The organism is Fibrella musci (genome assembly GCF_041321105.1).
In the GTDB taxonomy this organism is placed as follows: Bacteria; Bacteroidota; Bacteroidia; order Cytophagales; family Spirosomataceae; genus Fibrella; species Fibrella musci.
In genome coordinates this window covers 127,210-150,172 of sequence record NZ_JBGGWD010000005.1, presented here as the reverse complement: position 1 = coordinate 150,172, position 22,963 = coordinate 127,210, and the positions used below count along the sequence as shown (strand labels likewise).

The 22,963-nt window shown below is 58.9% G+C and carries 16 protein-coding genes; 12 read left to right on the top strand and 4 right to left on the bottom strand.

Going from position 1 to position 22,963, the window contains the following annotated elements:
• Window positions 1-36 precede the first annotated feature (36 nt).
• The 3 genes from ACAW74_RS17040 (at window position 37) to ACAW74_RS17030 (ending at window position 2,578) form a co-directional block, all read left to right on the top strand.
• Window positions 37-897, top strand: a complete 861-nt coding sequence (locus tag ACAW74_RS17040; protein WP_370699420.1) for a tetratricopeptide repeat protein — start codon at window positions 37-39, stop codon at window positions 895-897.
• Window positions 898-960: 63 nt separating this feature from the next.
• Window positions 961-1,704 carry a hypothetical protein gene (locus tag ACAW74_RS17035; RefSeq protein WP_370699419.1) on the top strand — a complete coding sequence of 248 codons (744 nt, stop codon included), beginning with the start codon at window positions 961-963 and terminating at the stop codon, window positions 1,702-1,704.
• A gap of 40 nt (window positions 1,705-1,744) precedes the next feature.
• Window positions 1,745-2,578, top strand: a complete 834-nt coding sequence (locus ACAW74_RS17030; protein WP_370699418.1) for a TIGR02757 family protein — start codon at window positions 1,745-1,747, stop codon at window positions 2,576-2,578.
• Between the two features lie 51 nt (window positions 2,579-2,629).
• Here ACAW74_RS17030 and ACAW74_RS17025 read toward each other — a convergent pair whose 3' ends face one another.
• The gene (locus ACAW74_RS17025) at window positions 2,630-3,427 is read right to left on the bottom strand and encodes an energy transducer TonB (protein WP_370699417.1); all 798 of its coding nucleotides are present in this window, start codon (window positions 3,425-3,427) and stop codon (window positions 2,630-2,632) included.
• Between the two features lie 118 nt (window positions 3,428-3,545).
• Entirely contained in the window at window positions 3,546-4,541 is a 996-nt protein-coding gene (locus ACAW74_RS17020) for a type I phosphomannose isomerase catalytic subunit (protein ID WP_370699416.1), read from the bottom strand.
• Window positions 4,542-4,749: 208 nt separating this feature from the next.
• Here ACAW74_RS17020 and ACAW74_RS17015 point away from each other — a divergent pair, with 208 nt between their 5' ends.
• The 3 genes from ACAW74_RS17015 (at window position 4,750) to ACAW74_RS17005 (ending at window position 7,193) form a co-directional block, all read left to right on the top strand.
• Window positions 4,750-5,103 carry a DUF6970 domain-containing protein gene (locus ACAW74_RS17015; protein ID WP_370699415.1) on the top strand — a complete coding sequence of 118 codons (354 nt, stop codon included), beginning with the start codon at window positions 4,750-4,752 and terminating at the stop codon, window positions 5,101-5,103.
• A gap of 198 nt (window positions 5,104-5,301) precedes the next feature.
• Window positions 5,302-6,561 (top strand): argininosuccinate lyase, encoded by a 1,260-nt coding sequence (gene argH, locus ACAW74_RS17010; protein WP_370699898.1) that lies wholly within the window; start codon window positions 5,302-5,304, stop codon window positions 6,559-6,561.
• Between the two features lie 98 nt (window positions 6,562-6,659).
• Complete coding sequence (locus tag ACAW74_RS17005) at window positions 6,660-7,193, top strand: hypothetical protein (protein WP_370699414.1); 534 nt, start codon at window positions 6,660-6,662, stop codon at window positions 7,191-7,193.
• Window positions 7,194-7,209: 16 nt separating this feature from the next.
• On the opposite strand, the gene ACAW74_RS17000 is transcribed toward ACAW74_RS17005, so the two are convergent.
• The gene (locus ACAW74_RS17000) at window positions 7,210-10,155 is read right to left on the bottom strand and encodes a T9SS type B sorting domain-containing protein (protein WP_370699413.1); all 2,946 of its coding nucleotides are present in this window, start codon (window positions 10,153-10,155) and stop codon (window positions 7,210-7,212) included.
• Between the two features lie 171 nt (window positions 10,156-10,326).
• Here ACAW74_RS17000 and ACAW74_RS16995 point away from each other — a divergent pair, with 171 nt between their 5' ends.
• From ACAW74_RS16995 to ACAW74_RS16980, 4 genes are all read left to right on the top strand, one after another.
• Entirely contained in the window at window positions 10,327-12,282 is a 1,956-nt protein-coding gene (locus tag ACAW74_RS16995; RefSeq protein ID WP_370699412.1) for a TlpA family protein disulfide reductase, read from the top strand.
• Window positions 12,283-12,362: 80 nt separating this feature from the next.
• Window positions 12,363-14,267, top strand: a complete 1,905-nt coding sequence (locus ACAW74_RS16990) for a TlpA family protein disulfide reductase (protein WP_370699411.1) — start codon at window positions 12,363-12,365, stop codon at window positions 14,265-14,267.
• An 89-nt stretch (window positions 14,268-14,356) separates the two neighbouring features.
• Complete coding sequence (locus tag ACAW74_RS16985) at window positions 14,357-15,169, top strand: SDR family oxidoreductase (RefSeq protein ID WP_370699410.1); 813 nt, start codon at window positions 14,357-14,359, stop codon at window positions 15,167-15,169.
• 201 nt (window positions 15,170-15,370) lie between these two features.
• Window positions 15,371-16,000 carry a CAP domain-containing protein gene (locus ACAW74_RS16980; protein WP_370699409.1) on the top strand — a complete coding sequence of 210 codons (630 nt, stop codon included), beginning with the start codon at window positions 15,371-15,373 and terminating at the stop codon, window positions 15,998-16,000.
• A 93-nt stretch (window positions 16,001-16,093) separates the two neighbouring features.
• On the opposite strand, the gene ACAW74_RS16975 is transcribed toward ACAW74_RS16980, so the two are convergent.
• The gene (locus tag ACAW74_RS16975) at window positions 16,094-17,155 is read right to left on the bottom strand and encodes an agmatine deiminase family protein (RefSeq protein ID WP_370699408.1); all 1,062 of its coding nucleotides are present in this window, start codon (window positions 17,153-17,155) and stop codon (window positions 16,094-16,096) included.
• 120 nt (window positions 17,156-17,275) lie between these two features.
• Here ACAW74_RS16975 and ACAW74_RS16970 point away from each other — a divergent pair, with 120 nt between their 5' ends.
• Window positions 17,276-20,542, top strand: coding sequence for a leucine-rich repeat domain-containing protein (locus tag ACAW74_RS16970; RefSeq protein ID WP_370699407.1), 3,267 nt, complete (start codon window positions 17,276-17,278; stop codon window positions 20,540-20,542).
• Window positions 20,543-20,547: 5 nt separating this feature from the next.
• On the top strand, window positions 20,548-22,953 hold the full coding sequence (locus tag ACAW74_RS16965; protein WP_370699406.1) for a leucine-rich repeat domain-containing protein: 2,406 nt from the start codon (window positions 20,548-20,550) through the stop codon (window positions 22,951-22,953).
• The last annotated feature ends 10 nt before the right edge of the window (window positions 22,954-22,963 follow it).

Sequence of the window (22,963 nt, the reverse complement as noted above, 5' to 3'; positions counted from 1 at the left end):
CGGGGTTGTTCAGGTAGCGGGTAATCCCTGAGCTGTATGATTGAATTCCTGACGGTGGCTTCGTTTGTAGGCTACATCATCTACCTGAAATACTATGCCGATCAGCGGAGTGAAGCCGAGAAACAGGCCGAGCAACTACACAACGGCATCCTGCTCTACCAGACCGATCAGTTGGCGGCGTCGTTGGTCTATTTCAATCAGGCGCTGATCGATCATCCGAAGTTTGGCGTGGCGTATCTGTACCGTGCCCGCATTTACCGGGCACTGGGCGACACCGAAGCCGCGCTGAACGATCTGGCGAAAGCCAAAAGCTTCGACGATACCATTGCGGAGCTGCACCTCGACACCGGCCAGATCCATTACGAGCAGGGCAATTACCAGACGGCCTTTCAGGATTTTGATAAAGCGATTTTCCACGGAAATACCGCCGAGGCTTATCATTGGCGCGGCCTGACCCGCCAGAAAATTGGGCAGCCGGCAGAGGCTAATCAGGACATGGCGCGGGCCGAAGCGGCACTGGCCGCAGCGCGCGACGTTCTGGGCCTACCGAATCCTAAATCGCAGTTGTTTCTGGATCGGTCTTTGCTTAAACATGCAGTCCTGACAGCACTCAATGCGGCGCTACTGCTTTTTATCATTAAACAAACACCGGTGGTGCACTGGCCCTACCTGGTAGCAACGGCTTCGGGGGCGGCTATTGGCTTCGCCGAACCGCGCAAAGGCTGGGTATTGGCTCTGTTACAGGCCTTTTTGCTGGGCGTAGGTTACTACGTCGTGATAGGCCCATCGCCCTCGAGCGTGGATCTCGAAATAGAATTATTCTCGCTTTACGGCGCAATTGGTCTGACGTTTGCAGGGAGTTTACTGGGAAGCATTCTGAAACGCGCCCAGGCTTAAGTGTAATCGCTGAACGCCGGGAGCCAGCTTGGGTGTCGCCCCCATTTTTAGAGCCTCTAGCGTATGAAAAATGCCCTGACATCGTTGTGGTCAGTAGCGAAATTGGTTGGTCTGGCTGAGACTGTTCCCATGCAAACCACGCGGTTGTATGAAGGACACGTGGCCAATTACCCCGTCTCGCTAACGCTGACAACCGCCAACAATCTGGCCTACGGTACACTGGTCTACACGCGCAGCGGCATACCCATTCAGGTAGTAGGTACGTTGCACGGACCCTCGTTATTGATGCACGAGTTCGACAAGAAAGGCAATGTGATGGGGATCTACAGCGGCAAACGAACCAGCAAAGGCTTTCTGGGGCTGTGGAACAGCCCGTCAGCAGCTGGCCCCGAAATGCCGTTCGACCTGACCAGCGGAGTGGCTACTAAACCGGAGAAACCCCTGAAGCTGACCGATCTGACGGGTACGTATGAGTATAACTTTGGCCCGAAAGCCAGCTCGGCGACACTCTACGTACAGCAGCTCGACGCCCGCAACATCTGGATTGCCATGCAGGGCGTTACGGGCGAACCGGCCCGCCACCTGGCCATCATCGATCGGACCTTGCTTCGGCTATCGGGTAATCAGGCTATTTATACCTCCGCCGAAAAAGGGAAATGTGCCATCAGGCTGACCTTCTTCAACGATGGCGCCTGCGTTGATTTCCTCGACGAGTCGGCCAATTGCGGGTTTGGCGATGCCGCCACCGTAACAGGCAATTATGTGCGGACCAATTCGCAAACGCCCCTTTTTCAGTACCTGAACTAAGCGGCGTGAATAAACGCGGCGGCTTCGTGGTTAAGGAGGTATGCAAGCCATTCAAGAACTCCTCGACCAGAAAGTCGATCAGTATAATCGTCCGGCCTTTATTGCGCGTGACCCCATCAGCATTCCGCACCGGTTTTCGCGGTTGCAGGATATCGAAATCATGGGATTTTGGGCCGCTGTGCTGGCCTGGGGGCAACGGCCGGTGATTTTGCAGAAAGCCAATGAACTCGTTACGCTCATGGAGGGCGTGCCGTATGACTTCATCCGCTACCACGAAGACAGCGACCTGCGCCGGTTTCTGGCGTTTAAGCACCGCACGTTCAACACCACTGATACGCTCTACTTCCTCCATTTTCTGAAGAAGTACTACAACCGCTACGAAACGCTGGAAGATGCCTTTCTGCCCGCAGGGGGCGGGGCCGACAGCCCAACCACGGAGCCGCACCTCATCGCCTTCCACGACCGGTTTTGCGACACCACCGGCGAGGCGGGACTATTCTTTCCCGAACGTACCCGGAAGCACATTGCCACACCGGCCCGCAATTCGGGCTGCAAACGGCTCAATATGTTTCTGCGCTGGATGGTCCGCCGCGACGATATGGGCGTGGATTTTGGCCTCTGGCAACGCATCCGGCCCGATCAACTGGTTATTCCTATCGACGTGCACGTGGGGCGCGTGGCCAGTAAGCTGGGTCTGCTCGGCACGAGGCGCGTGGGTCCGTCGTCCGGCGGCGGTTCGTCACCCGGCGAAACGCCCAAAACCGACTGGAAAGCCGCCGTGGCCCTTACCAACACCCTTCGCCAGTTCGACCCCACCGACCCTGTTCGCTATGACTTCGCCCTGTTCGGTCTGGGCGTGGAAGGCGAAATGTGAGGTTGGTGATGGGGATAGCACCGCACGGTCCGCCGCTGCGGTGCCATCACGTTATTCCAGCGCGAAGGTGATGGGCAGGACGTACCTGACCCGGACAGCGCGGCCTGCCTGCCGACCGGGTTTCCAGCGTGGCATGCTGCGCAGTACGCGCAGGGCTTCTTCGTCGGTGCCAAACCCGAGCCCCTTCAACACCGCCGCATCCACGATACTCCCGTCGGTGTTGACCGTGAATCCGATGAATACCTTGCCCTGTGCATTGACCCGGCTGGCTTCGGCGGGGTAACGGAGTTGCTTTTGCAGGAAATCGGTCAGGGCAGCCCGGCCACCCGGAAACTGTGGTTCCTGTTCAACCGAGACAAAAACGGCCTCTTTCTCGGGTGGCGTCACCTCCAGCGCGTGCTCGATAACCGTGGGACCTTTCGAGGCTTCGGGCGGAGCAATAAACTCGACCTCGCCCGTGCCTTCCTGCGTTGTCTGTCCCGAGGTGGCTTCCTTCAATTCGTCGACCGTCGCCACGTCAGGTACGTCGTCGGGTGCTTCGGCCACCACATCGGGCACCAGGTTACGCACCGTTGCCACGGTGGGCGCAGGCTGCGTTTGAGGCGGAATAACGACCGGGTCGGCGGGTGGGGTATCGAGGGTAACGTGTTCCAGGATTACTTCATCCATGAACTGCGTCTTGTCGGGTTTGACCAGCGCATAGAGGCGGGGCAGTTGCAACGTACCCAGAAACAGAACGCTCCCCAATAAAACGGCGCGGCCCAGCGTGGGGCGGTAGGCTTGCCGGAGCGCATAGGCCCCGTAGGCCTGCGGTCGGCCTGCAAACAGAATGTCGTCGAAATTGGCCATGATACTCGGTGTTTGGTTTCCGAGTGGATGCCGAACGACCAAAAAGTGCATACGACAACCGCCCCGGCTGCTCGATGCTGTTGAGCGGCCGGGGCGGTTCAGTAGGGCCTGAAATCCCTTACGGTACGTATGATTCGAGCAGGGTCATGTGGCCGTTGGGGACGAGCGTTACCGAGGGTGTCGACGCCGGAATCAGCGCGCATTCGCCCTTTTTCAGCGGCACCGAATAGCCACCCGTTGCCTGAATCGTCAGGGAGCCATCCACGCACACCAGAATCACGAACGAGTCGAGGTGGGTGTAGTCGTGCATCACTTCCTGATCGAAATCGAGCACGTTGGTCACGAAATAATCGCTCTTAACGGCGTTCACGCCCTCGTTCTGCTTGTGGTCGTAGCTTGTTTTATACTCGCCGTAATAGTGGTAATCGATGGCGTCAACAGCCTGCTCGGTATGCAGTTCGCGCGTCTGTCCCTTATCGTCTTTTCGGTCGAAATCGTAGATCCGGTACGTGATGTCGGAGGTTTGCTGAATCTCGGCGAGCAACAACCCTTTTCCGATGTAATGCACCCGACCGGCCGGCAGGAAGAACACGTCGCCGGGTTTGGCTTCTTCGATGTTCAGGATCTCGGGGAGCGTGTTGTCGGCAACGGCTTTCACGTATTCGTCTTTCGTCACTTCGCGGTTGAAACCCGAGTTGAGCTTGGCTCCCTCGTCGGCTTGCAGGATGTACCACATCTCGGTTTTGCCGAAACTGTTGTGGCGGGCGCGGGCGAGTTCGTCGTTGGGGTGCACCTGAATGCTGAGGTCGTCGTTGGCGTCGATGAACTTCACCAGCAGCGGAAACTCGTTGCCGTAGCGTTCGTAGACGTGTTTGCCCACCAGTTCCTCTTTAAATTTTTCCAGAATGGCCTGCAGGTTTTCGCCCACCAGCGCACCTTCTTTGACGACAGAAATGTTGCCCGGTACCCCCGAAATTTCCCAGGTTTCACCACAGTTGGGTAGCGGTTGGCCATCCGGGCCGGTTGGGAAGTCTTTGCCCAGGATGGTTTTGATTTTATGGCCGCCCCAGATTTTGTCTTTAAACTGGGGGGTGAATGTAAGCGGGTATAGCATCGCGGTTGATTCGTTATGTAGTCTGAGTCTTCAACCGGCAAAGATAGGGTGCAGTTTAAGACAGGTCGGTATTCTGTCGGGCTTTACCAGCCAGTGGCCTGACGGGGCAGGGGCGGGTTGCATCCCGCGGGAAACGGTCGACTGACGGGGTGTTTTGTCCAATTCCAACGAAGTTGGTTCTGCCGGAATCAAGGGCTAAAACGGCATCATGATGAAACGTTACGTGCTATTAGTTGGCCTAGCCGCCTTACTCGCCTGCAGCCGGAGCACTGAGCCCGCGCCGACTGACGTACCTGCCTGTATTCGGACCATCATTCAGCAGAATGGCCAGTTTGAGAAGACCAATCTGCATTTCGTATCCATTCGCCGCTACCTATATCAGAATCGGTACGTCTATTTCGCGCTGTCGGACTGCTGCGACATGTACGATATCCTGTTCGATACTACCTGCCAACGGATCTGCTCGCCTAGCGGTGGATTTTCGGGCGGGGGTGATGGACAATGTCCCAACTTCTTCAAGGAGGCTACTGGGGAAACGCTCATTTGGCAGCGCCCTCAGTAAGCCGATTCGGGAAATCTATCCGTCGTCTGTTTGCTTGCCCACCGCTTTCTTTGCGACCTTTGTGGCTGACTGCTACCGAGCGAGGCCGTTTATTCGCTCCATTACTCAATCATTCACGCATTGGCTAAGCTTTGGCAAAAAGATGGCGTCTCGACCGCCGCCGAAATAGAACGCTTTACGGTCGGCCGCGACCGCGAAATGGACCTGCATCTGGCCCCATTCGACGTACTGGGTAACCTCGCCCACGCCCGAATGCTCGAAACCATTGGCCTGCTCACCTCCGACGAACTGACCGCGCTACAGAGCGAGTTGAAAGCCATCTACGGACAAATCGAAGCCGGGCAGTTTGTGATCGAAGATGACGTAGAAGACGTGCACTCGCAGGTGGAACTGCAACTGACGCGGGCGCTGGGCGACGTAGGGAAGAAGATCCATTCGGGCCGGTCGCGCAACGATCAGGTGCTGGTTGATCTGAAGCTGTTCACCCGGACCCGCCTGTGGCAGGTAGCCGAGGCGACCCAACGCGTGTTTGACCGCCTCATCGCCCGCTCCGACGAGCACAAAGCCGATTTACTACCGGGCTATACACACCTGCAAATTGCCATGCCGTCGTCGTTCGGGCTGTGGTTTGGCGCTTATGCCGAAGCCCTCGCCGACGATATGCTGACGCTGCAAACGGCCTATCGCTTTGCCAACCGCAACCCGCTGGGGTCGGGGGCGGGCTACGGCTCGTCGTTCCCCCTCAACCGGACGCTGACCACCGATCTGCTGGGCTTTGAAGGTATGCACGTTAATGTGGTGTATGCGCAGATGAGCCGGGGCAAAACCGAACAGACGGCCCTCAACGCGCTGGCGGCCATTGCCAGCACCCTCTCGCGGCTGGCGATGGATGTGTGCCTCTACAACAGCCAGAATTTTGGTTTTCTGGTACTGCCCGAAGCCCTCACGACGGGCAGCAGCATTATGCCACACAAGAAAAATCCTGACGTGGCCGAGCTGCTGCGGGCCAAATGCAACCGCCTGAAAGCCCTGCCGATGGAGGTAACGCTGGTGTTGAGCAACCTGCCTTCGGGTTACCACCGCGACATGCAGCTTCTGAAAGAAGTGCTGATGCCCGCTTTCGACGACCTGCTCGACTGCCTTCACATCGCCGATTACATGCTCGAACATGTGCAAGTAAAACCCAACCTGCTCGACGACCCCAAATACGACCTGCTGTTCAGCGTAGAACGGGTCAATGCGCTGGTGCTCGATGGTGTACCGTTCCGGGAGGCGTATCGTACCGTGGGGAAAGAAATCGCCGAACACACCTACCAGCCCCCCCGCGAACTGCACCACACCCATGAAGGCAGCATCGGTAATCTGATGAACGAACAGATCGTCGGGGCTATGCAACAGGCACTCGCTGGCTTTGGTGCCGAACGTACCCAGCAAGCCGAACGAACCTTGCTCGCCTGAACTGGGTACGTCAAGTAACGCCCGGCTCCAGCCGTGTCGTCGTATTGCGTCTCGTTTGGCTACTAGTGCGACACGGCTGAAGCCGGGCGTTACTTAATATGAACTATATCCTCTGGACGATCCTGAACATCGCGTTGCTGCTGGGTGTGGTACTGGCCTGGCAGTACTGGCTGCATCGACAGCCAAAAAGGTCCTCAGCGTTTCGGTACGTGGGTACGTTCGCGTTGATTGCTGGGGCGTTTTTCTGTATTAGTCAATCCGACCGTTTCCCCCCCGCTGACCGGTTGCCGATTCAACTAAACGGCTGTTACCAACTGGACAGTCTGAGCGGATTTCAGCACGTCAACGAGTTGATTAAGGCGCCCACGTTTCAACTTCAGAACATGACCCACCTGACGTACCCCCGCGACTCGATTTTTAGTCGGGTTGTGCTGGATGTACGTCCGTTTGCGCATAACCTGTTTCCCATTTTTGACTGGGACCGCACAGTCAGCTACCGGCAGGTATCCCCAACGGAACTGGCCTACACCATTGACGTCGCGCTCAAGTGGAAACTGCTGTTTGTTCCGGTGTATACCGAACATCGCCTGTTCACCCGCAGCTTCCACCTGACGCCCGCCAACTGCCTCTAGGAAATGGGGTGATTACTTATCCCCGCATGCCGATGGCGTCTCGGATGAGCTGCACATAGCCCTTCTGCACCTGCGGGGCGGCGTTGCGCTGCAAGCCCGCATACACCACCCGCACCTCGTAATAGTACAACCCGCCCGGCAACTCTTTACCCGCTGAGGTCTGCCCACTCCAGGCCAGCAACGGGCCCGCCGACTCGTAGACCTTCGCCCCCCACCGGTTGTAGATCACCACCTCTACCCGCTCCACAAATCGGGGGCAGCGCAGCGGCGCAAACACGTCGTTCTTGCCATCCCCGTTGGGGGTGAACAGATTCGGCAACGCAAACAGGGGGCAGATGTCTTTGCACACCCGGTTGCTGGGACCGCTCTCCAGGCCCCGGTTGTTGACCGCCCGCACCTCGTAGCAACCCGCTACCGTGGTCAGATTCTGATGCAAAAACGTGGTGGTCGGCGCGGGTACGTTGGCTAGCAGCCGCAGACTGTCACCCTCGTAGCGGGCGTAGTAAATGTTGTAGGACGCGATGCGGGCATCACAGGCCTGCCCCCCCGACTGAGCCGGGTACGTCCAATTCAAGGTGTTAGTAAACGTGCTCTGGTTGCAAAAGGCATCCGGAGCCAGACTGGCGCAGTTCAACTGATCCACCGTCAGGGCCGGGGCGCAGGGCCGGGTGGTGTCGCCCGGGGTGGCGCATTGTATCTGGCTAAAGTTGAGCAGCCGCCCCGTACGAGCCCGAATCGTGGCGTCGCTGTATTGGCCCACGGTCTGCACCCGGTAGCAGTAGCTGCTGTTTAGCGAGAGCATGCCGCCCGTGTTACCATCCGAAGCCACCAAGTCCGCCCCACTATCCACGTAGCGGTAGGTGGCGGGGCCCTGCACGGCCACCTGGGCAATCAGGTTGAAGGGACCCGCTGGGCCCGTCCGACTGCGGTACACCAGATGCGTCTGGTTGTCATTGCTCCAGGGCACAGTGGCCGCCCAGCTCAGCTCGATCTGGCGGATGCCACCGGCGGCGCTCAGCCGCACGCTGTTGGCGATCTCGGTGGTCTCCTGCCGCAGCAGGGCTCCGTTGACCGTCGTGTAGAACTCCAGCCGGTAGCGGTACACCTGAGCAGCCGTGTTGATACCCCGGTCGACAAAGACCGTGTCCACTACATTGGGCAACAGGCTGGTGTTAACCGCTGTCAACTGCGTAAAGGCTGTGCTGGTGGCGCCTTCGGCCCGCAGCAGCCGGTACTGGAAGGGCCCGCCCCCGTCGGCAGGGTTGAGCCCGATGGGCCGACTCCAGCGCACGGTGATCACGCCCCGGCCTGGCCCCGTAGCCGCCCCGGTAGTGTCGACCGTCACCTGGGTGATGACCGGAGCCAGCAGGGGCAGGCTCAGGCACACACCCGCTGAAACGACGCTCTCCCCGCCGGTGGGCAGGGCAAACTGAGCCACGATGCGGTAGGTGTAGCTCACCCCCCGCCGCAAGTTGGTGGTGTCGGTGAAGGTCGTTGCCGTCAGGGGCACGCTGCCAATGAGTGTGTAACCCGGCAGAATGCCCGTCTGGCAATCGACCGGCCTACGCGTATCGCAGCCCTCCTGGCGGTAGATGAGCATCTGCGAGGGCTGCTGATCAGTGGGGGGCGCGGGGGGCAGGCAGCCATACACGCTCCAGTTGAGCTGGATGGCCCGCCCGCTGGTGCCCACCCCGGCCAGGGGGCGGGCCGTCAGGTTCTGGGGCCGGGGGGCGATGAGCTGCACGTTGAAGCTCTCGTAGGAGTTGAGCGAGAAGGCCGTGCCCCGGGGGGGCTGGTCGGTGGCCTTGATGGTGATCTGGTAGGGCTCGTCGCGCAGCTGGCCGCAGTTGGTCTGCCAGGCGAAGGTGCCCGTGGCCGGCGAGGGCTGGGAGCCCGCCGGAGTGAGGCTGGCGTAGGCGGGGGGCAGCAGGGCGGGGCTGAACTGAGTGCCCTCGGGGGTGCGGTTGAAGGGCCCGCCGTAGCCCTGCAGGAGGATGCGGTTGCCGTCGGGGTCGGTGGCCCGGATGGCCTGGGTGATCAAGGAGCCCGCCTCGGCGCAGAGGTCGGCGATGGGGTCGATGAGGGGTCGTCGGTTGGGTCCGTCGAGGACGATGACCTGCACGTCGCGGGTGATCTCGCCGATCAGCACGCCCTGTCGCCATTCCTGGATGACGAAGGCGTAGTTGTACTGGCCGGCCTCGACGGGGGCGTCCCAGCAGACGTCGCCGGTACGGGGGTCGACGGTGAAGGTGGCCGGTGAGTTGCCAGCCTCGGTGCGGCCTGGTGCCCCGATAACGTTAGGCAGCACATACACCGGCACGGGCAGCGAGCGGCAGGCTACGGCATTCACGTTGCCGATCTCGTCGGCTGATCGCTGGGGCGTGGCGATGCGGTAGGAGAGGCTATCGCCGTCAGGGTCGAAAGCGGCGGGGTTGTGGCAATAGCGCTGCCCGATGCGAGCAGTATCGACGGGTGGGTTGAGTAATACCGGGTTGGTATTTAGCCCCAGCGATCCGTTGGCAGAGATGGTCGTTGAGACAAAGAAATTGACATTAACAGAATTACCGTTGTTGATGTTGCGGGTGTTATCGTTACGGTTGATGACCCGCGCCGATATAGTAAATGTACCTGGTCCCGCATAGGTGTACACAATACGGTACACGTTAACCGTGGTGGCAGCATTGAGGGGCCGAATCGACTGGCGGGGTACGTTCTGGAAATTGCCATCGCCAAAACAGAATAGGGATTCGGTAGCAGCACTGGCGGCATCCTGGCTTTGCCGATTGGTCACGTCGTAGTAGGCCGTCAGGGTAATCTCATACGTCAGACCGGAACCCGAACTAGGCAAACGCCGGGTGGTAATCTCGCCTGCCCGTACGTGGGTGGCATATGTAAACGTTGGCCACAAGAGGCCGAGACCTGCCACCAGGGTCAATAGTCCTACCGTAAAGAACGATCTCATAGCGTTAGACGTAACTAGTTTTCCGGTAAACGCCGGGTTGCTTCAAACTGGTGTGCGACGTAGTAAAATGGTTACTTGGCGGTGGGTTAATCCGTATTGAGTTGTATACATGTCGATCAGATTACGGGATGACTATGCCATAGTCTACGCCTTGTCTGCTATCTTCCGACCATGAATCCACGGCTTCTTCTTTCCCTTTTCCTGCTTACGACGTCGCCCTTGCTGGCTCAGTTTCGCTACACACCCGAGCGACCCCAACCGGGCGATGTGGTTTCGTTTACGTATACGCCAACCACGACGCTGGCTAACGAAACGGCAATAGAAGGCAGGTACGTACGTTACGGATCGCCGCTGGTGATGCGGCTGAGTCAACCCGAAACTGCCACGGCAGTGCGGGTCGGCAATACGGTGATGGGTGAGCTTAAAGTGCCCAAAAAAGACGTGGCGGGCCTTCTGATGGCCTTTCAGAGTAAAGGCAAACCCACGCTGATCGACCACAATAACACCCATTTTTACCCCATCATGCTCTACACGGCCGACGGGAAAGTCCAGCCTCACGCTACGGGTGGACAGGCGTCGGTGATGGTCCGTACGGCGTTCCCCTACGCCATGAAAATCAAACCCGACTGGGCCTGGACCGTTGGGCAGTATGAACGGGAGCTGCAGCAAAATCCCACGACCCGCCCCCTGTATTGGGCCGACCTGATTCTGGCCAAAATGCGGCAGGCTGAAAGCGGGCCGGTAACGGCGGCACCGGCTGTGGCCAGACGAGGCGCCACCAAACGAGCCCCGGTCGGCCGCGCTACGACGCAAACCAATTTCCGGCAGACAGCGCTGGCCGACATTGCCACGTACCTGGATAGCCAGAAACCCGCGCCGTCGCCCGCTGACCTGACCACCGCCGCCCAACTGTACGAGCAACTCAGCGAACCAAAACTCGCCCAACAAACCCGTGATCGCATAAAAACGGTTGACCCGGCGGGCGACGCGGCCCAAAAAGCAAGAGCCGAAGTTGTTCGGGCTGAGCCGGATATGGGCAAAAAACTAACCGCTTTCGCGTCGTTTACGCAGGCATTTCCAACGTCGGCCTACCGGGCGGTGCTGGTGAGTTCGGTGGCCGAGGCCTACTTCAAACCCGGTCAATTTAAAGAACTGGTTCAATTCCTGACGGCGCAGCCAATAACCGCTACCGACCCCACCTTGTTGCTCAGCTTTGCCCAGCAGATGGCCGACGAAGGGCGTGGCGTGCCACAGGCCGAATGGATTGCCAATCGGGCCATTACCGTATTCCGGCAGGTGCCCGCTCCCCGCAACAGTGGCCAGGATCGAGTGGCGCAGATACGGGCCGCACAGGCTGCGTTGGGCCATGCGCTCGAACAGCAGAATCGACTCCTGCCCGCGCTGACGGCCTACCACGAAGCTACCGCCAGCCTGACGCCCGACCAGACCGACCCCCGCACCAACGAACGTACCTGGCTGTGTGCGCAACGCGCCAGCCGGGCCGATTCGGTCCTGCCATTCATCGAAAGTGTTGTTCGCGAAGGGCGGGCCACGCCTCGCCTCCGAACCAGCCTGATTGAGTGGCAGACCCCGCGGCTGGGCGGGGCCGCGCAGGCAATAACGTACCTGCGCACGCTCGAAGCCGACTACCGCGCCGACCGCCGTGCCGAACTGGCCGAACAGTTTGTCAACCAGCCCGCCCCCGGTTTTACGCTGACGACCCTCGATGGCAAGACCGTCTCGCTGGCAAGTCTGCGCGGCAAGGTGGTGGTGCTCGATTTCTGGGCGACCTGGTGCGGCCCCTGCATTGCTTCGTTTCCGGCCATGCGGCAGGCGCGCGATTACTTCAAAAATGACCCTGGTGTGCAGTTCCTGTTTGTGAACACCCGCGAAGGTGGACCCGTCAGCCGGGTGCAGAGTTTCGTGGCCCGCCAGCCCTACACGGGGATCATTCCGCTCGACATGAATCAGCGGGTGTCCGACGCCTATGGGGTACAGGGTATTCCCACGAAGGTTGTCATCGATCCCAAGGGTCGGGTACGTTACCGCAGCATCGGGTACTCGGGTAACGCCGAAGCCACCGCCGACGAGCTGACGCTGGTGATCGAAGCGCTGAAAACCATGTAACCCACCCAATTTTGCCCGATTCTGCTTCCATTAGGTCAACTTTTTGTGCGTGAGTGAGTACCAGTCAGTAGCTTACGGCTATGAACCGCTATCTCACACCCTTCCTGTTTTTGCTCAGCGTGACCCCCGTTCTGGGCCAGTTTCGCTTTACGCCCGATCGCCCCAAAATCGACGGGTCAGTATCATTTACCTACACGCCCACTGGCCCGCTGGTGGGCGAAACCGACATTCAGGCGGTGTTTCTGCGCTATGGATCGCCCACACAGATGCGCCTGAGCCAGTCGGAAACGGCCCCGGCGGCGCAGGTCGGTGCGGCCTTCGTGGGCACGATCAAGATTCCGTTTAAAGAGGTAGCCGGGCTGTTGGTCGCCTTTCAGAGCCGAAACAACCCGGCCCTGATCGATCACAACAACGCTCATTTTTACCCCATTCTCCTGTACAGCAAAACCGGCACGGTACTGCCTCATGCCATAGGCGGGCAGGCGTCGGTGCTCATGCGCACGTCGTTTCCCTACCTGCTCAAAGTCAAACCCGATTGGGCCTGGGCGGTTGGGCAGTATGAGCAGGAAATCGCGCAGCATCCCGCCACTCGTTCGCTGTACTGGGCCGATCTGGTGCGGGCCAAACTGCGGGAAGGGCAACAGGGCCAGACCCGCCCCGATTATCGGCAAACCTGCCTGGCCGACATCGACGCCTACCTGACGAGCGAAGCGGCCAACCTGACGCCCGCCGATCTGCGCGCCGCCGCCGAGCTGTACACTCAGCTCAACGAGCCGCAATTGGCGCAGAAGGCCCGTGACCGCATCAGCAGTGTCGACCACAGCACCGATGCCGCCCAGAAAGCCCGCGTGGCGCAGATCGCCGCCGAAACGGATCTGGGAAAAAAGCGGGCCAATTTCAACGATTTCGTAGCCACCCTGCCGCGTTCGCCCTATCGGGGTGTGGCCGTCAGCTCGGTTGCCGAGGCGTATTTCAAGGCCGATAAGCTGCGCGAACTGGTGGAGTTCATGGGGGCCGAAGCCGCCCCGGAAACCGACCCGGTGCTGATGTTGTCGTTTGCGCATCAGCTGGCTAAAGAGGGGCGGGGCATGCCGCAGGCCGACTGGCTGGCCAACCGGGCTATCTGGGCTTTTGGCAAACGCCCTGTGCCCGCCAACAATAAGCAACTGGCGATGGAACGGGCGGGGCAGATCCGGGCGGCACAGGCTGTTTCGGCCCACGCTCTCTACGAGCAAAATCGCTACCTGCCCGCGCTGAACCGCTACCGGGACATCTGGGCCGCCACGCCGCCCCGACAGACCGATCCCACCACCAACGAACGCATCTGGCTGTGTGCGCAGAAAACGAGCCAGACCGACTCGGTACTACCCTTTATGCTGACGGTGGTGCGGGCCAACCGAACGACGGCGAGCCTGCGCAACAGCCTGCGCGACTGGCAAACGGCCCGGCTGGGCGGCACGCGTGAGCTGGCTACGTACCAGAGCAATCTGGCCGTTATCGAGGAGGCCGACCGCCGCGCCGTCGTGATGGAGAAATTCACCGACGAGCCCGCCCCGCCCTTTACGCTCGTGGCACTCAACGGACGGCGGGTGTCGCTGGCGAGTCTGCGCGGTAAGGTGGTGGTGCTCGATTTCTGGGCGACCTGGTGTGAGCCCTGTCGGGCATCGCTGTCGCCCAAGCTACAGGTTCGGAACGGCTTCAGGAACGTACCTGGCGTGCAGTTTTTGTATGTCAACACCCACGAAACCGCCACTAAAGGGGGCGTGCGGGCGTTTGCCGCCAAACAGATTGGGGGTAGCCCCGTACCGCTCGATCCGGACCGGAAAATGGCCGATGCCTACGGTGTCAAACTGCTGCCGTCAACCATTCTGATCGACGCGCAGGGCCGCATCCGCTACCGCAGCACGGGCTACTCCGACAACGCGCAGGCCACCGCCGACGAGCTACGGCAGGCAATCGAGGTGTTGAACGAAGGATACCGCTGAGCCGATAAACGGGGAAATGGGGCCTTGTCGCCCTTGTTTAGCCTATATCGTTCATCGCTCTTTCAGCACTTATGCCGCATCTTTGCGCGATGAATCAGAAAGTAGTTGTGATTACGGGGGCTTCGTCGGGAATTGGGCAGGCGTTGGCCTTTGCCTTTGGCCGGTTAGGGGCTTCCATTGTATTCTGTGGTCGGAAAGCGGATGCGTTGCAAACGACGGCGCAGGCTCTGTCGGCAGCCGGCATTAACAACCTGCCTGTTGTCGCGGATGTGAGCGTCGAAGCCGATATGCAGCGCCTGATGACCGATGCTGTCGGGCGGTTTGGCCGAATCGACGTGCTCATCAATAATGCGGGCATCAGCATGCGGGCCATGTTTGCCGAAACCGACCCCGATGTGCTACGCAAACTCATGGACATCAATTTCATGGGTACTGTCTATGCCACACGCTACGCCCTGCCCCATATCCAGCAAACCAAAGGCTCTATCGTCGGGATTTCGTCGATTGCGGGGTACCGCGGCCTACCCGTCCGGACGGGTTATTCGGCGTCCAAGTTTGCCATGAACGGGTTTCTGGAAGCGTTGCGCACCGAATTGCTCCACAGCGGCGTACACGTATTGACGGCCTGCCCCGGTTTCACGGCTTCCAACATTCGGTTTTCGTCGCTCGACGCCCACGGCCGTACCAAGGGCGATACCATGCGCGATGAAGGCAACATGATGAGCGCCGAAGAATGCGCCGACCATATCCTGAAAGCCGTTCAGAAACGCAAACGCGAACTGATCCTGACCACGCAGGGCAAGCTGACTGTGTTCCTCAATAAGTGGTTGCCTGGCCTGGCTGATCGGCTGGTATACAATACGTTAGCGAAAGAGAAAGGGTCGCCACTGAAGCGTTCGTAGGTACGTTATCTACCAACCATGTGGCTTTTGTAACTGTACTTGTAACCTACCTGATGTGTCTAAAATTTACTGATTCGATACCGATCTGAGTGTCAACGCTTAACGGTAACCGGTACGTTGAATTCGCTTACTCTGTTCTAATTTTTCATGCAATAAGGATCATATATGGCCGTTCTGGCCTTGAAATCAATCCCAACTTGTATGAAAAAATCGTTTATCGTCGCCGGTATGCTGGCGATGCTGGGCCTCGGGGCCTGTCAATCTGATCAGGTAGCTGACCCAACGCAGGGCAACGTACCTGTCGCGACATCGTCGGTAAGCAAAGCGAGCGAAACGGCCAGCGTTGAGGAGTCGGGCGTGGTGTCGGGTTTCTCGGAGCAGGGCAAAACGGCCAATGCCCGGGCGGCTTCGGCAGCCTTGCAGCAGGAAATTCTGACGTACCTGAACCAGGCTCGCGCCAAATCGTGCCTGTGCGGCACGAAAACCTATGCCGCTACCACGCCCTTGGCGCTCAACGCCAAACTGAACGCGGCCTCCGACAAGCACGCGCTCGACATGGCGACCTACAATTACTTCAGCCATACCGGCCGCGACGGGTCGCAGCCCTGGGACCGCATGACGCGCGAAGGGTACGTTTGGCGCACGGCAGGTGAGAACATCGCGGCGGGGTACACCACCGCCCGGGCCGTGGTCGATGGCTGGCTGAAATCGCCGGGGCACTGCGCCAACATCATGAACCCGTCGTTCAAAGAAGTCGGTGTGGGTTACGCCACCAACGCCAGCAGCACCTACCGCGTCTACTGGGTCAACGACTTCGGCACACAGCGATAGTTAATGGACAATGTACGATGCACAATGTACAATGGGCCTTGCGGCGGATCACTGACGCTAACCCATTATACATTGTGCATCGTACATTGTCCATTAACTAGCAGGCTCCTGCTGGCTTAGGCAGTGGAAGCTGCCCAGCCCCCAGACGATTTCAGTGGAGTCGATACCGATAACCTTACGGTCGGGGAAGCACTGGCCAATCAGATCGAGCGCAGGCTGGTCGTTGGCGCAACGGAACGTCGGAACAATGACCGAGCCGTTGGTAATCAGAAAATTAGCATACGAGGCGGGGAGCCGCTGTCCATCGCTCTCGACTGGGTCGGGCATGGGCAATTCCACAATGTTGAGCGGTTTGCCGTTGAGCAGCCGCATCTGCCGGAGTTCGTGATGAATCTCCTGCAAAGGGGCGTAGTTCGCATCGTTGGGGTTGTGTTCGATCGCGGCAATGACCGTGTCTTCGTTCACAAACCGCACCGTATCGTCGATATGCCCGTCGGTGTCGTCACCCACGATGCCATCTTCTACCCACAACACCTGTTTAACGCCGTAATAGTCGCAGAGGTACTGCTCGATCTGCGCCTGTGATAGGTGCGGATTCCGGTTTTTGTTGAGCAAACAGGCCCGGCTCGTCAGCACCGTCCCGGCCCCGTTAAATTCGACCGAACCACCCTCCATCACGATACCCGGCGTCACGTAGTCGAGCTTCCGGTAGTGCGCAATAGCCGTGGGAATCAGGTCGTCTTTGTCGTAAGGCGGGTATTTGCCCCCCCAGGCATTGTACCCCCAGTTCACGATCATGCGCTCCTTGGTAACGGGATTGATCAGAAAGGCCGGGCCGTGGTCGCGGCACCACGAATCGTTGGTCGGGAAGGGGAGGAGTGTAATCCGGTCCATATTGGCGCCGGCCATCAGCAGCCGCATTTTCGCCTGCTGAATAATCACCTCGTTGTGTGCGTTGATGCACACCTGCTCGCTGTCTGCAATCGCTTTGATGAAATCGAGGTAAGCGGGCATCATCAATTCGAGGCGTTCCCGGCTCCACGAAGCTTCGGTATGCGGCCAGCTGAGCCAGGTGGCTACGTGAGGGTGCCATTCGGCCGGAAAAAAGAAGCCCTGCTGCGCGGGCGTTAACTCATCAGTTGAAAGGTCACTCATTCTTGTTCTTTGTTGATATATTGCCGTCTGGAAAGTTCGCTTTGCCAACATTGAACGGCGTCGAGGACCGCGAATGGCGACAGCAACTACTTCCTGCAAAAGTACATACGATTCCTGCTTATGACCCGTCTGCTGTTGTCTTTACTGTGTCTGTGTTGTTTTACGGCCCTTGGGCAATCCGTTCCGGGGAAGCGCGTTCAACTCTTTCGCTTCTATAATCCTCGCCCTAAAGTCGCCAACGTCAAATCACTCGCTCTGGAAACGTCCGACTATATGCGATTTTACAATTCGTGGGCTGATCTGGCCGATCAGACGAAGCAGGATAGTGCCCAGATTCAACTGATGATCTCGCTGGATTCAGTCGAGAGGCAAGCCGACTGGGCAAGCCTGCGCCGGGTAAAGCGAGTGCAGATGCTGACGCTGCAACTGCCCCGGCTGCTAACCCAATCCGTGGCCGATTCGCTGTTAGCAGCACTGACTAATTGGCCGGACTTAACCACCATTTCACTATCACCCCAAAGCGGTGGACCGCAAAATCAACCAACCATTGGTGGGTCAAGTAGTTTGGGTTTGAAGCAGCTAAGGCGGCTGATGGTCTTCGCCGGCAGTCGGTCAGTTGTGGCGGGCTTACGCCTGTTTGAACAGGCCCCGGCTATTCAGGAGTTGGTGCTGAATGGTATTGGTCAGGGCGATGATGTGGTGGCGTTGGGAAATGCCCTAAAACCCTACCGGCAGTTACGGAGCCTGCATATCTACGGTCTTTCCACCAAGGCAGATCTGGGGCCAATGCTGGTTCAGCTTCCGCAGCTAACTGGTTTGCGGCTGCTAGACATCGACCAGCCGGGTGCGGCACTCACCAGACTACTGAAACAACTGCCCAATCTGCATAATGTGAGTATAGGGCAGCGTTTCGGGAGCGATTTTGCGGGCCTTCAACTGGGGCAACTAACCAAACTCGACACCCTTGAGCTGAACCTGATGGCCCGAACGCCCATGTCGGCCGACTCGCTGCTCAGTGGTCTGCACTCGCTGCGTTCCGTATCGCTCCGCAATGTGGCCCTGTCGTCGCTTGACTGGATGGCCGACAACCCGGACCTGCACACCGTTACCCTGAACGAGGGGGGGATACCACCCCTTAGTCGCTCGCTCAATCAGCTCACCAACCTGTCGAGGCTGACGTTCGAGGTGTATGATACGCTGGGGCAGTTTCCCGAGAAGCTAACTACCCTGCCCCGCCTGCGCGTACTAACGATCCGGGGCGGCAACCTGGGTACGTTACCACCCTCGCTGGCTAACCTGACTTCGCTGACAGCCCTGACCCTGAACAACGGGCGATTGCGGAACGTACCTGATGAATTAGGCAAACTCACCGCACTTACTGAACTGGACCTGGGCAGCAACCAGATCGCTCAGTTGCCCGGCGTTGTCTGCCAACTGCCACAACTTCGTAAACTGACACTGACCAACAACCAGTTGCTGTCCCTGCCTGGCAGCATCGGGCAGCTGCGCCGGTTAGCCGAACTGTACATAGCCCGAAACAAGCTAACGTCCCTGCCTGCCGAACTGGGCCTCTGCCGTAACCTGCGTACCCTGATGCTCGACGAAAACCCACTGACCAACCTGCCTGAAAGCATTGGGAAACTCGATTCGCTTCAGACGCTAAGTCTGGTCAGAACCCGCCTGCTGGCGTTACCCAACGCAATCGGGCAGTTGACGGCCCTGCGGGAGCTGACGCTGTCGGGCGGATCATTGCGGAACGTACCTGAGTCCATTGGTGCATGTCGGCAGCTAACGTACCTGCAACTGACCGATAGTACGCTCACCGACCTGCCCGCCAGTGTTGGCAAGCTGGCAAACCTAACCCGCCTCAACCTCAGACTGCCTCACCTCAGCGCCTTGCCCGCGTCGTTTACCCAACTGCATAAATTGACCTACCTATGGCTCGACGTACCTGACCTGTTGGTACTGCCAGAGAACCTGGGCGCGCTGACCCAGCTGAACACCCTGCATGTGATAAGCCGTCGGCTGATTGGCCTGCCCAACAGCATCGGGCGGTTGGCGGCCCTGCGGTACCTGCAACTCGATGGTACGATGGATCCCGAAACCAATAAACCGGTTGGGCAGCTTATGCAACTGCCTGACAGTCTGATAAACTGCAAAAAGTTAGCGTCGCTGTCCATTCGTCAGCAGGTGAATTTTGATGGGGCTGACGCCATTCGAAAAACGACCCGCTTGCCTGGCCTGGGCACGCTGGACCTGACGCTGTGCGGGATCGATGAACTGACCGACATCGACTGGAAAAAGGTGCCACTTCGATCCCTGTCTCTGCAACAAAATAACCTGCGCGACGTACCTGAGGCCATGCTGGACGCCCCACAACTGGCTTCTGTCAATCTGGTCTATAACTATCACCTGCCACGGGCCTTCAATCGGGCTTTCTGGCAAAAAGAAGAACTGCGTGTGGCATTTGTCGAGAGTCGATTGGGCGCTACCCCCGTCGCCAATAAGCCCGATGCCACACTGATGCGAGCCTTTATGAATTCGGGTATCCGCGAACGCCAACAGCGCAATTGGGGCGAGGCCTTCGCTGCCTTCGACAATGCCGTATTGGTTGCCCCTGATAGCCTGAAAACCATTCCGCTCAGCCAACGGGCCGAACTGCGGCTGGCGCGAAAAGAGTATACGCTGGCTATTGCCGATTTCGAACAGGCCTTGTCGGCAGCCGCCCGGCTCACCAGTCAGGTATTGGCCAGGGAAGGACTACCTGCCGGCGAGGGGCAGTATAGGACTAGTGCGTTATGGAATCAGCTAGGCATGGCTCGGGCTGGCGCGGGGCAGCACGAACGAGCACTTTCCGACTTCGAGAAAGCCTTGGCACAACTACCGGCTGGCGAGGCGATGAACTTGCTGCGGGCGCATGTTACGACCCAAAAAGCCCGGAGTTTAGCCAGTCTTCGTCGGATATCCGATGCGCAGGCGAGTTTGCTCAACGCGGCGGACCTGTATGCGTCTCTGCGCTACGCCGGGATAGGGGAGCGCCTTACCGAAGTAGAGCTGGCCATACTGGCCAACCAACCGGCCCGTGCTACCACTGCGTTGGAACAGATCAGAAAACAGACGCCTAACCTAAGTGTCTACCGAAGTGGCTACACTACTCTGTTCGATTACCTGAAGGCCTGCGTCGAGGTGCTGACCAATACTACTACCCCCGCTCAGGCCCCGATTACACTGGCCGAACAGCAGCGGAAACGGCCCGAAAAAATTTATAACTGGAGTTTCGACTTAATGGAGACGTTTCTGCCCCAAATTGGCCTTCCGTCCGAGAAAAGGATGGCCCTGACTGAACTCACGAACCTGGCTAAAAGCCAGGCTGCTGTTGTCGACTAGAACCCATGAGCCACTCCACCTACGCTACCTGGTTAACGTACCTGATCGGTCTGCTGTTTCTGGGCGGAGCCGGACCAACCGCCGCGCAGTCGCCAGAAAACAAGGCACCACTCATCTGGTACGTACCTCAGTCGACCGGGCAACCGCCCCGGGAAGACGGGCCGGGCCTGATAACCTATACGTCCTGGGCCGATCTGAGCCAGAAAGTAGCCCAACAGCCCGATAAGCCGTTTCATCTACAGCTTACACTCCTGAAAAACACCCCGGCCGACTGGCAGGCCCTTCGGAAGCTTGCGTCGCCAACCCTGCTGACCGTCGAGGTGGCCGACAGTGCGCTCAATGAGGCTTTACTACCGATCATGGCGGGATGGACGTCGCTTCGGGAACTTCGAATCGGGGTAGAAAATCGTCCCCGTTCGTTTACGGTAGTGCCCGATGGAAAGGGTGGGCAACGAACCATCTCGGAAACCACACAACAGCCCATGCTCCCCAACGCAGGTTGGGACAAACTCACATCGGTGCGCGAACTGTCGATAAGCTCGGGACTAAACCTGCGGCAGGCGCTGCGCGAATTGAGTCGGTTGCCCGCCTTGGAGAGCCTGACTTTGTACCTCTGGGACAGCGCTACGCCGTTGCCTACGGAGGCCGACTGGGCGCTACTGCCTCAACTCCGCGAACTGATTATCAATGGTTATGAAACGCCAGGTGAATTCGTGACCAGCCTGAGCCCGTTGACGAACCTGACAATGCTGTCGATGTACGCCAGTAAAGCAACCGACCTGAACAAGTTGCTGGCTTCGCTTTCCCGGCTGGAAACCCTCTATTTAACGTACCTGGGGACTACCAACACGTTGCCACACATACGCCTGGCCGCCCTGCCTGCCCTGCACACCTTGCACCTGGGTCGGTATGGTAAGAAGGATGAAACGGTCGATCTTGATTCGACGCTACTGGGCGTAACGACACTCCGTCACCTGACACTCGACGGCATCCGGCTAGCTTCCCTGCCCCGAAACCTCATTGCCAACAATCAACTGACGACACTGTCGCTAGTTGATTGTGGATTAACGACTTTGCCCGAGACAGTGGGTGAGCTGACCCTGTTAGAAGCGTTGCACGCCGACCGGAATCCATTAGGTACGTTGCCTGCGTCGGTTGGTCAGCTAACCCGGTTGAAGCGGCTCAGCCTGGACCGTTGCGAGCTGACCGAACTGCCCGCCACGCTGGGCCAACTGAGCCAGCTAACGTACCTGACGGCCACGCAAAACCTCCTTACCCGCCTGCCCGAATCGCTGGGGCAGCTTCGGCAGCTGCGCGACCTCAATGTGTCGATGAATGAACTGACCGACTTGCCCGTCAGCCTTCGCCAACTGCCGTCGCTGGAGCGGCTGGCGGCGTTCACCAACCAACTGACGCGCTTCCCTGCTGAACTGACGCAGGTACGTCACCTCTACCTGTCCGACAATCAGTTCACGAACGTACCCAATGCCGTGGGTGAACTCCGGCGGCTGCGGAGCCTGACGCTGGCGGGCAATCCGCTGACGAGTCTGCCGGAAGCCATCGGTCAGCTCGACTCGCTGGAGATGCTGACGCTGGGTGATAATCAGCTGGCTCAGCTGCCCCAGCGTATCGGACAATTGAGCCGCCTGTCGTGGCTGGAACTGGGCAATAACCGGCTGCGTGAACTGCCCGCGTCGGTAGGCGAGCTTACCTCACTGACGACGGTCGTCATTGGTAATAATCCGCTGGAAACCCTGCCCGAATCGGTGGGGCGGTGGCAACGCCTGCGAACGGCTACGCTGCAACTACCTTACCTGCGCCGCCTGCCCGATCAGATCGGCAACTGGCAACAACTTGAAGACCTGACCATCGACAGCGACCAACTGGTGGTCTTGCCCGACGCCCTCACCGACTGCCGCAGCCTGACGGTACTTACGCTGTCGGGAAATAAATTGATTGGTCTGCCCGAACGCATGGGCAAGCTCACCCGATTGAAACAACTGGTGGTATCGGCCCGGTCCGATTCGACCACGGGTTCGGGGCTGGGGCAGCTGACCACCCTGCCCGCCGACCTGGCCAACTGTCCCGCCCTCACCGATCTGACCGTGCAACAGCAGCAGGCCTTCGACGGCCGCGATGCGCTCCGGCTGTTGGCCACCCTACCACGCCTGCAAACCCTGTCGCTGATCAACTGCGGCATCGTCGAGCTGTCGGGCATTGCCTGGGCCAAACTGCCTATAGTCAACCTGAATCTGATGCAGAACCGCCTGAGCCAACTGCCCAATGGCCTCCTCGACATGCCCAACCTGGCGCAGATTAATCTGGCCGACAATAACCTGCCGCCCCACCTGAATCGTTTTTTTCGGCCGAAAAGCGAATTGGCCAAAGCGCTCGCCAAAGCCGCTGAGTAACGTACCCGGC

Excerpts from the sequence above, each read along its gene's own strand:
- ACAW74_RS17040 (WP_370699420.1), top strand. The coding sequence starts at position 37 with ATGATTGAATTCCTGACGGTGGCTTCGTTTGTAGGCTACATCATCTAC.
- ACAW74_RS17035 (WP_370699419.1), top strand. The coding sequence starts at position 961 with ATGAAAAATGCCCTGACATCGTTGTGGTCAGTAGCGAAATTGGTTGGT.
- ACAW74_RS17030 (WP_370699418.1), top strand. The coding sequence starts at position 1,745 with ATGCAAGCCATTCAAGAACTCCTCGACCAGAAAGTCGATCAGTATAAT.
- ACAW74_RS17025 (WP_370699417.1), bottom strand. The coding sequence starts at position 3,427 with ATGGCCAATTTCGACGACATTCTGTTTGCAGGCCGACCGCAGGCCTAC.
- ACAW74_RS17020 (WP_370699416.1), bottom strand. The coding sequence starts at position 4,541 with ATGCTATACCCGCTTACATTCACCCCCCAGTTTAAAGACAAAATCTGG.
- ACAW74_RS17015 (WP_370699415.1), top strand. The coding sequence starts at position 4,750 with ATGATGAAACGTTACGTGCTATTAGTTGGCCTAGCCGCCTTACTCGCC.
- argH (WP_370699898.1), top strand. The coding sequence starts at position 5,302 with ATGGACCTGCATCTGGCCCCATTCGACGTACTGGGTAACCTCGCCCAC.
- ACAW74_RS17005 (WP_370699414.1), top strand. The coding sequence starts at position 6,660 with ATGAACTATATCCTCTGGACGATCCTGAACATCGCGTTGCTGCTGGGT.
- ACAW74_RS17000 (WP_370699413.1), bottom strand. The coding sequence starts at position 10,155 with ATGAGATCGTTCTTTACGGTAGGACTATTGACCCTGGTGGCAGGTCTC.
- ACAW74_RS16995 (WP_370699412.1), top strand. The coding sequence starts at position 10,327 with ATGAATCCACGGCTTCTTCTTTCCCTTTTCCTGCTTACGACGTCGCCC.
- ACAW74_RS16990 (WP_370699411.1), top strand. The coding sequence starts at position 12,363 with ATGAACCGCTATCTCACACCCTTCCTGTTTTTGCTCAGCGTGACCCCC.
- ACAW74_RS16985 (WP_370699410.1), top strand. The coding sequence starts at position 14,357 with ATGAATCAGAAAGTAGTTGTGATTACGGGGGCTTCGTCGGGAATTGGG.
- ACAW74_RS16980 (WP_370699409.1), top strand. The coding sequence starts at position 15,371 with ATGAAAAAATCGTTTATCGTCGCCGGTATGCTGGCGATGCTGGGCCTC.
- ACAW74_RS16975 (WP_370699408.1), bottom strand. The coding sequence starts at position 17,155 with ATGAGTGACCTTTCAACTGATGAGTTAACGCCCGCGCAGCAGGGCTTC.
- ACAW74_RS16970 (WP_370699407.1), top strand. The coding sequence starts at position 17,276 with ATGACCCGTCTGCTGTTGTCTTTACTGTGTCTGTGTTGTTTTACGGCC.
- ACAW74_RS16965 (WP_370699406.1), top strand. The coding sequence starts at position 20,548 with ATGAGCCACTCCACCTACGCTACCTGGTTAACGTACCTGATCGGTCTG.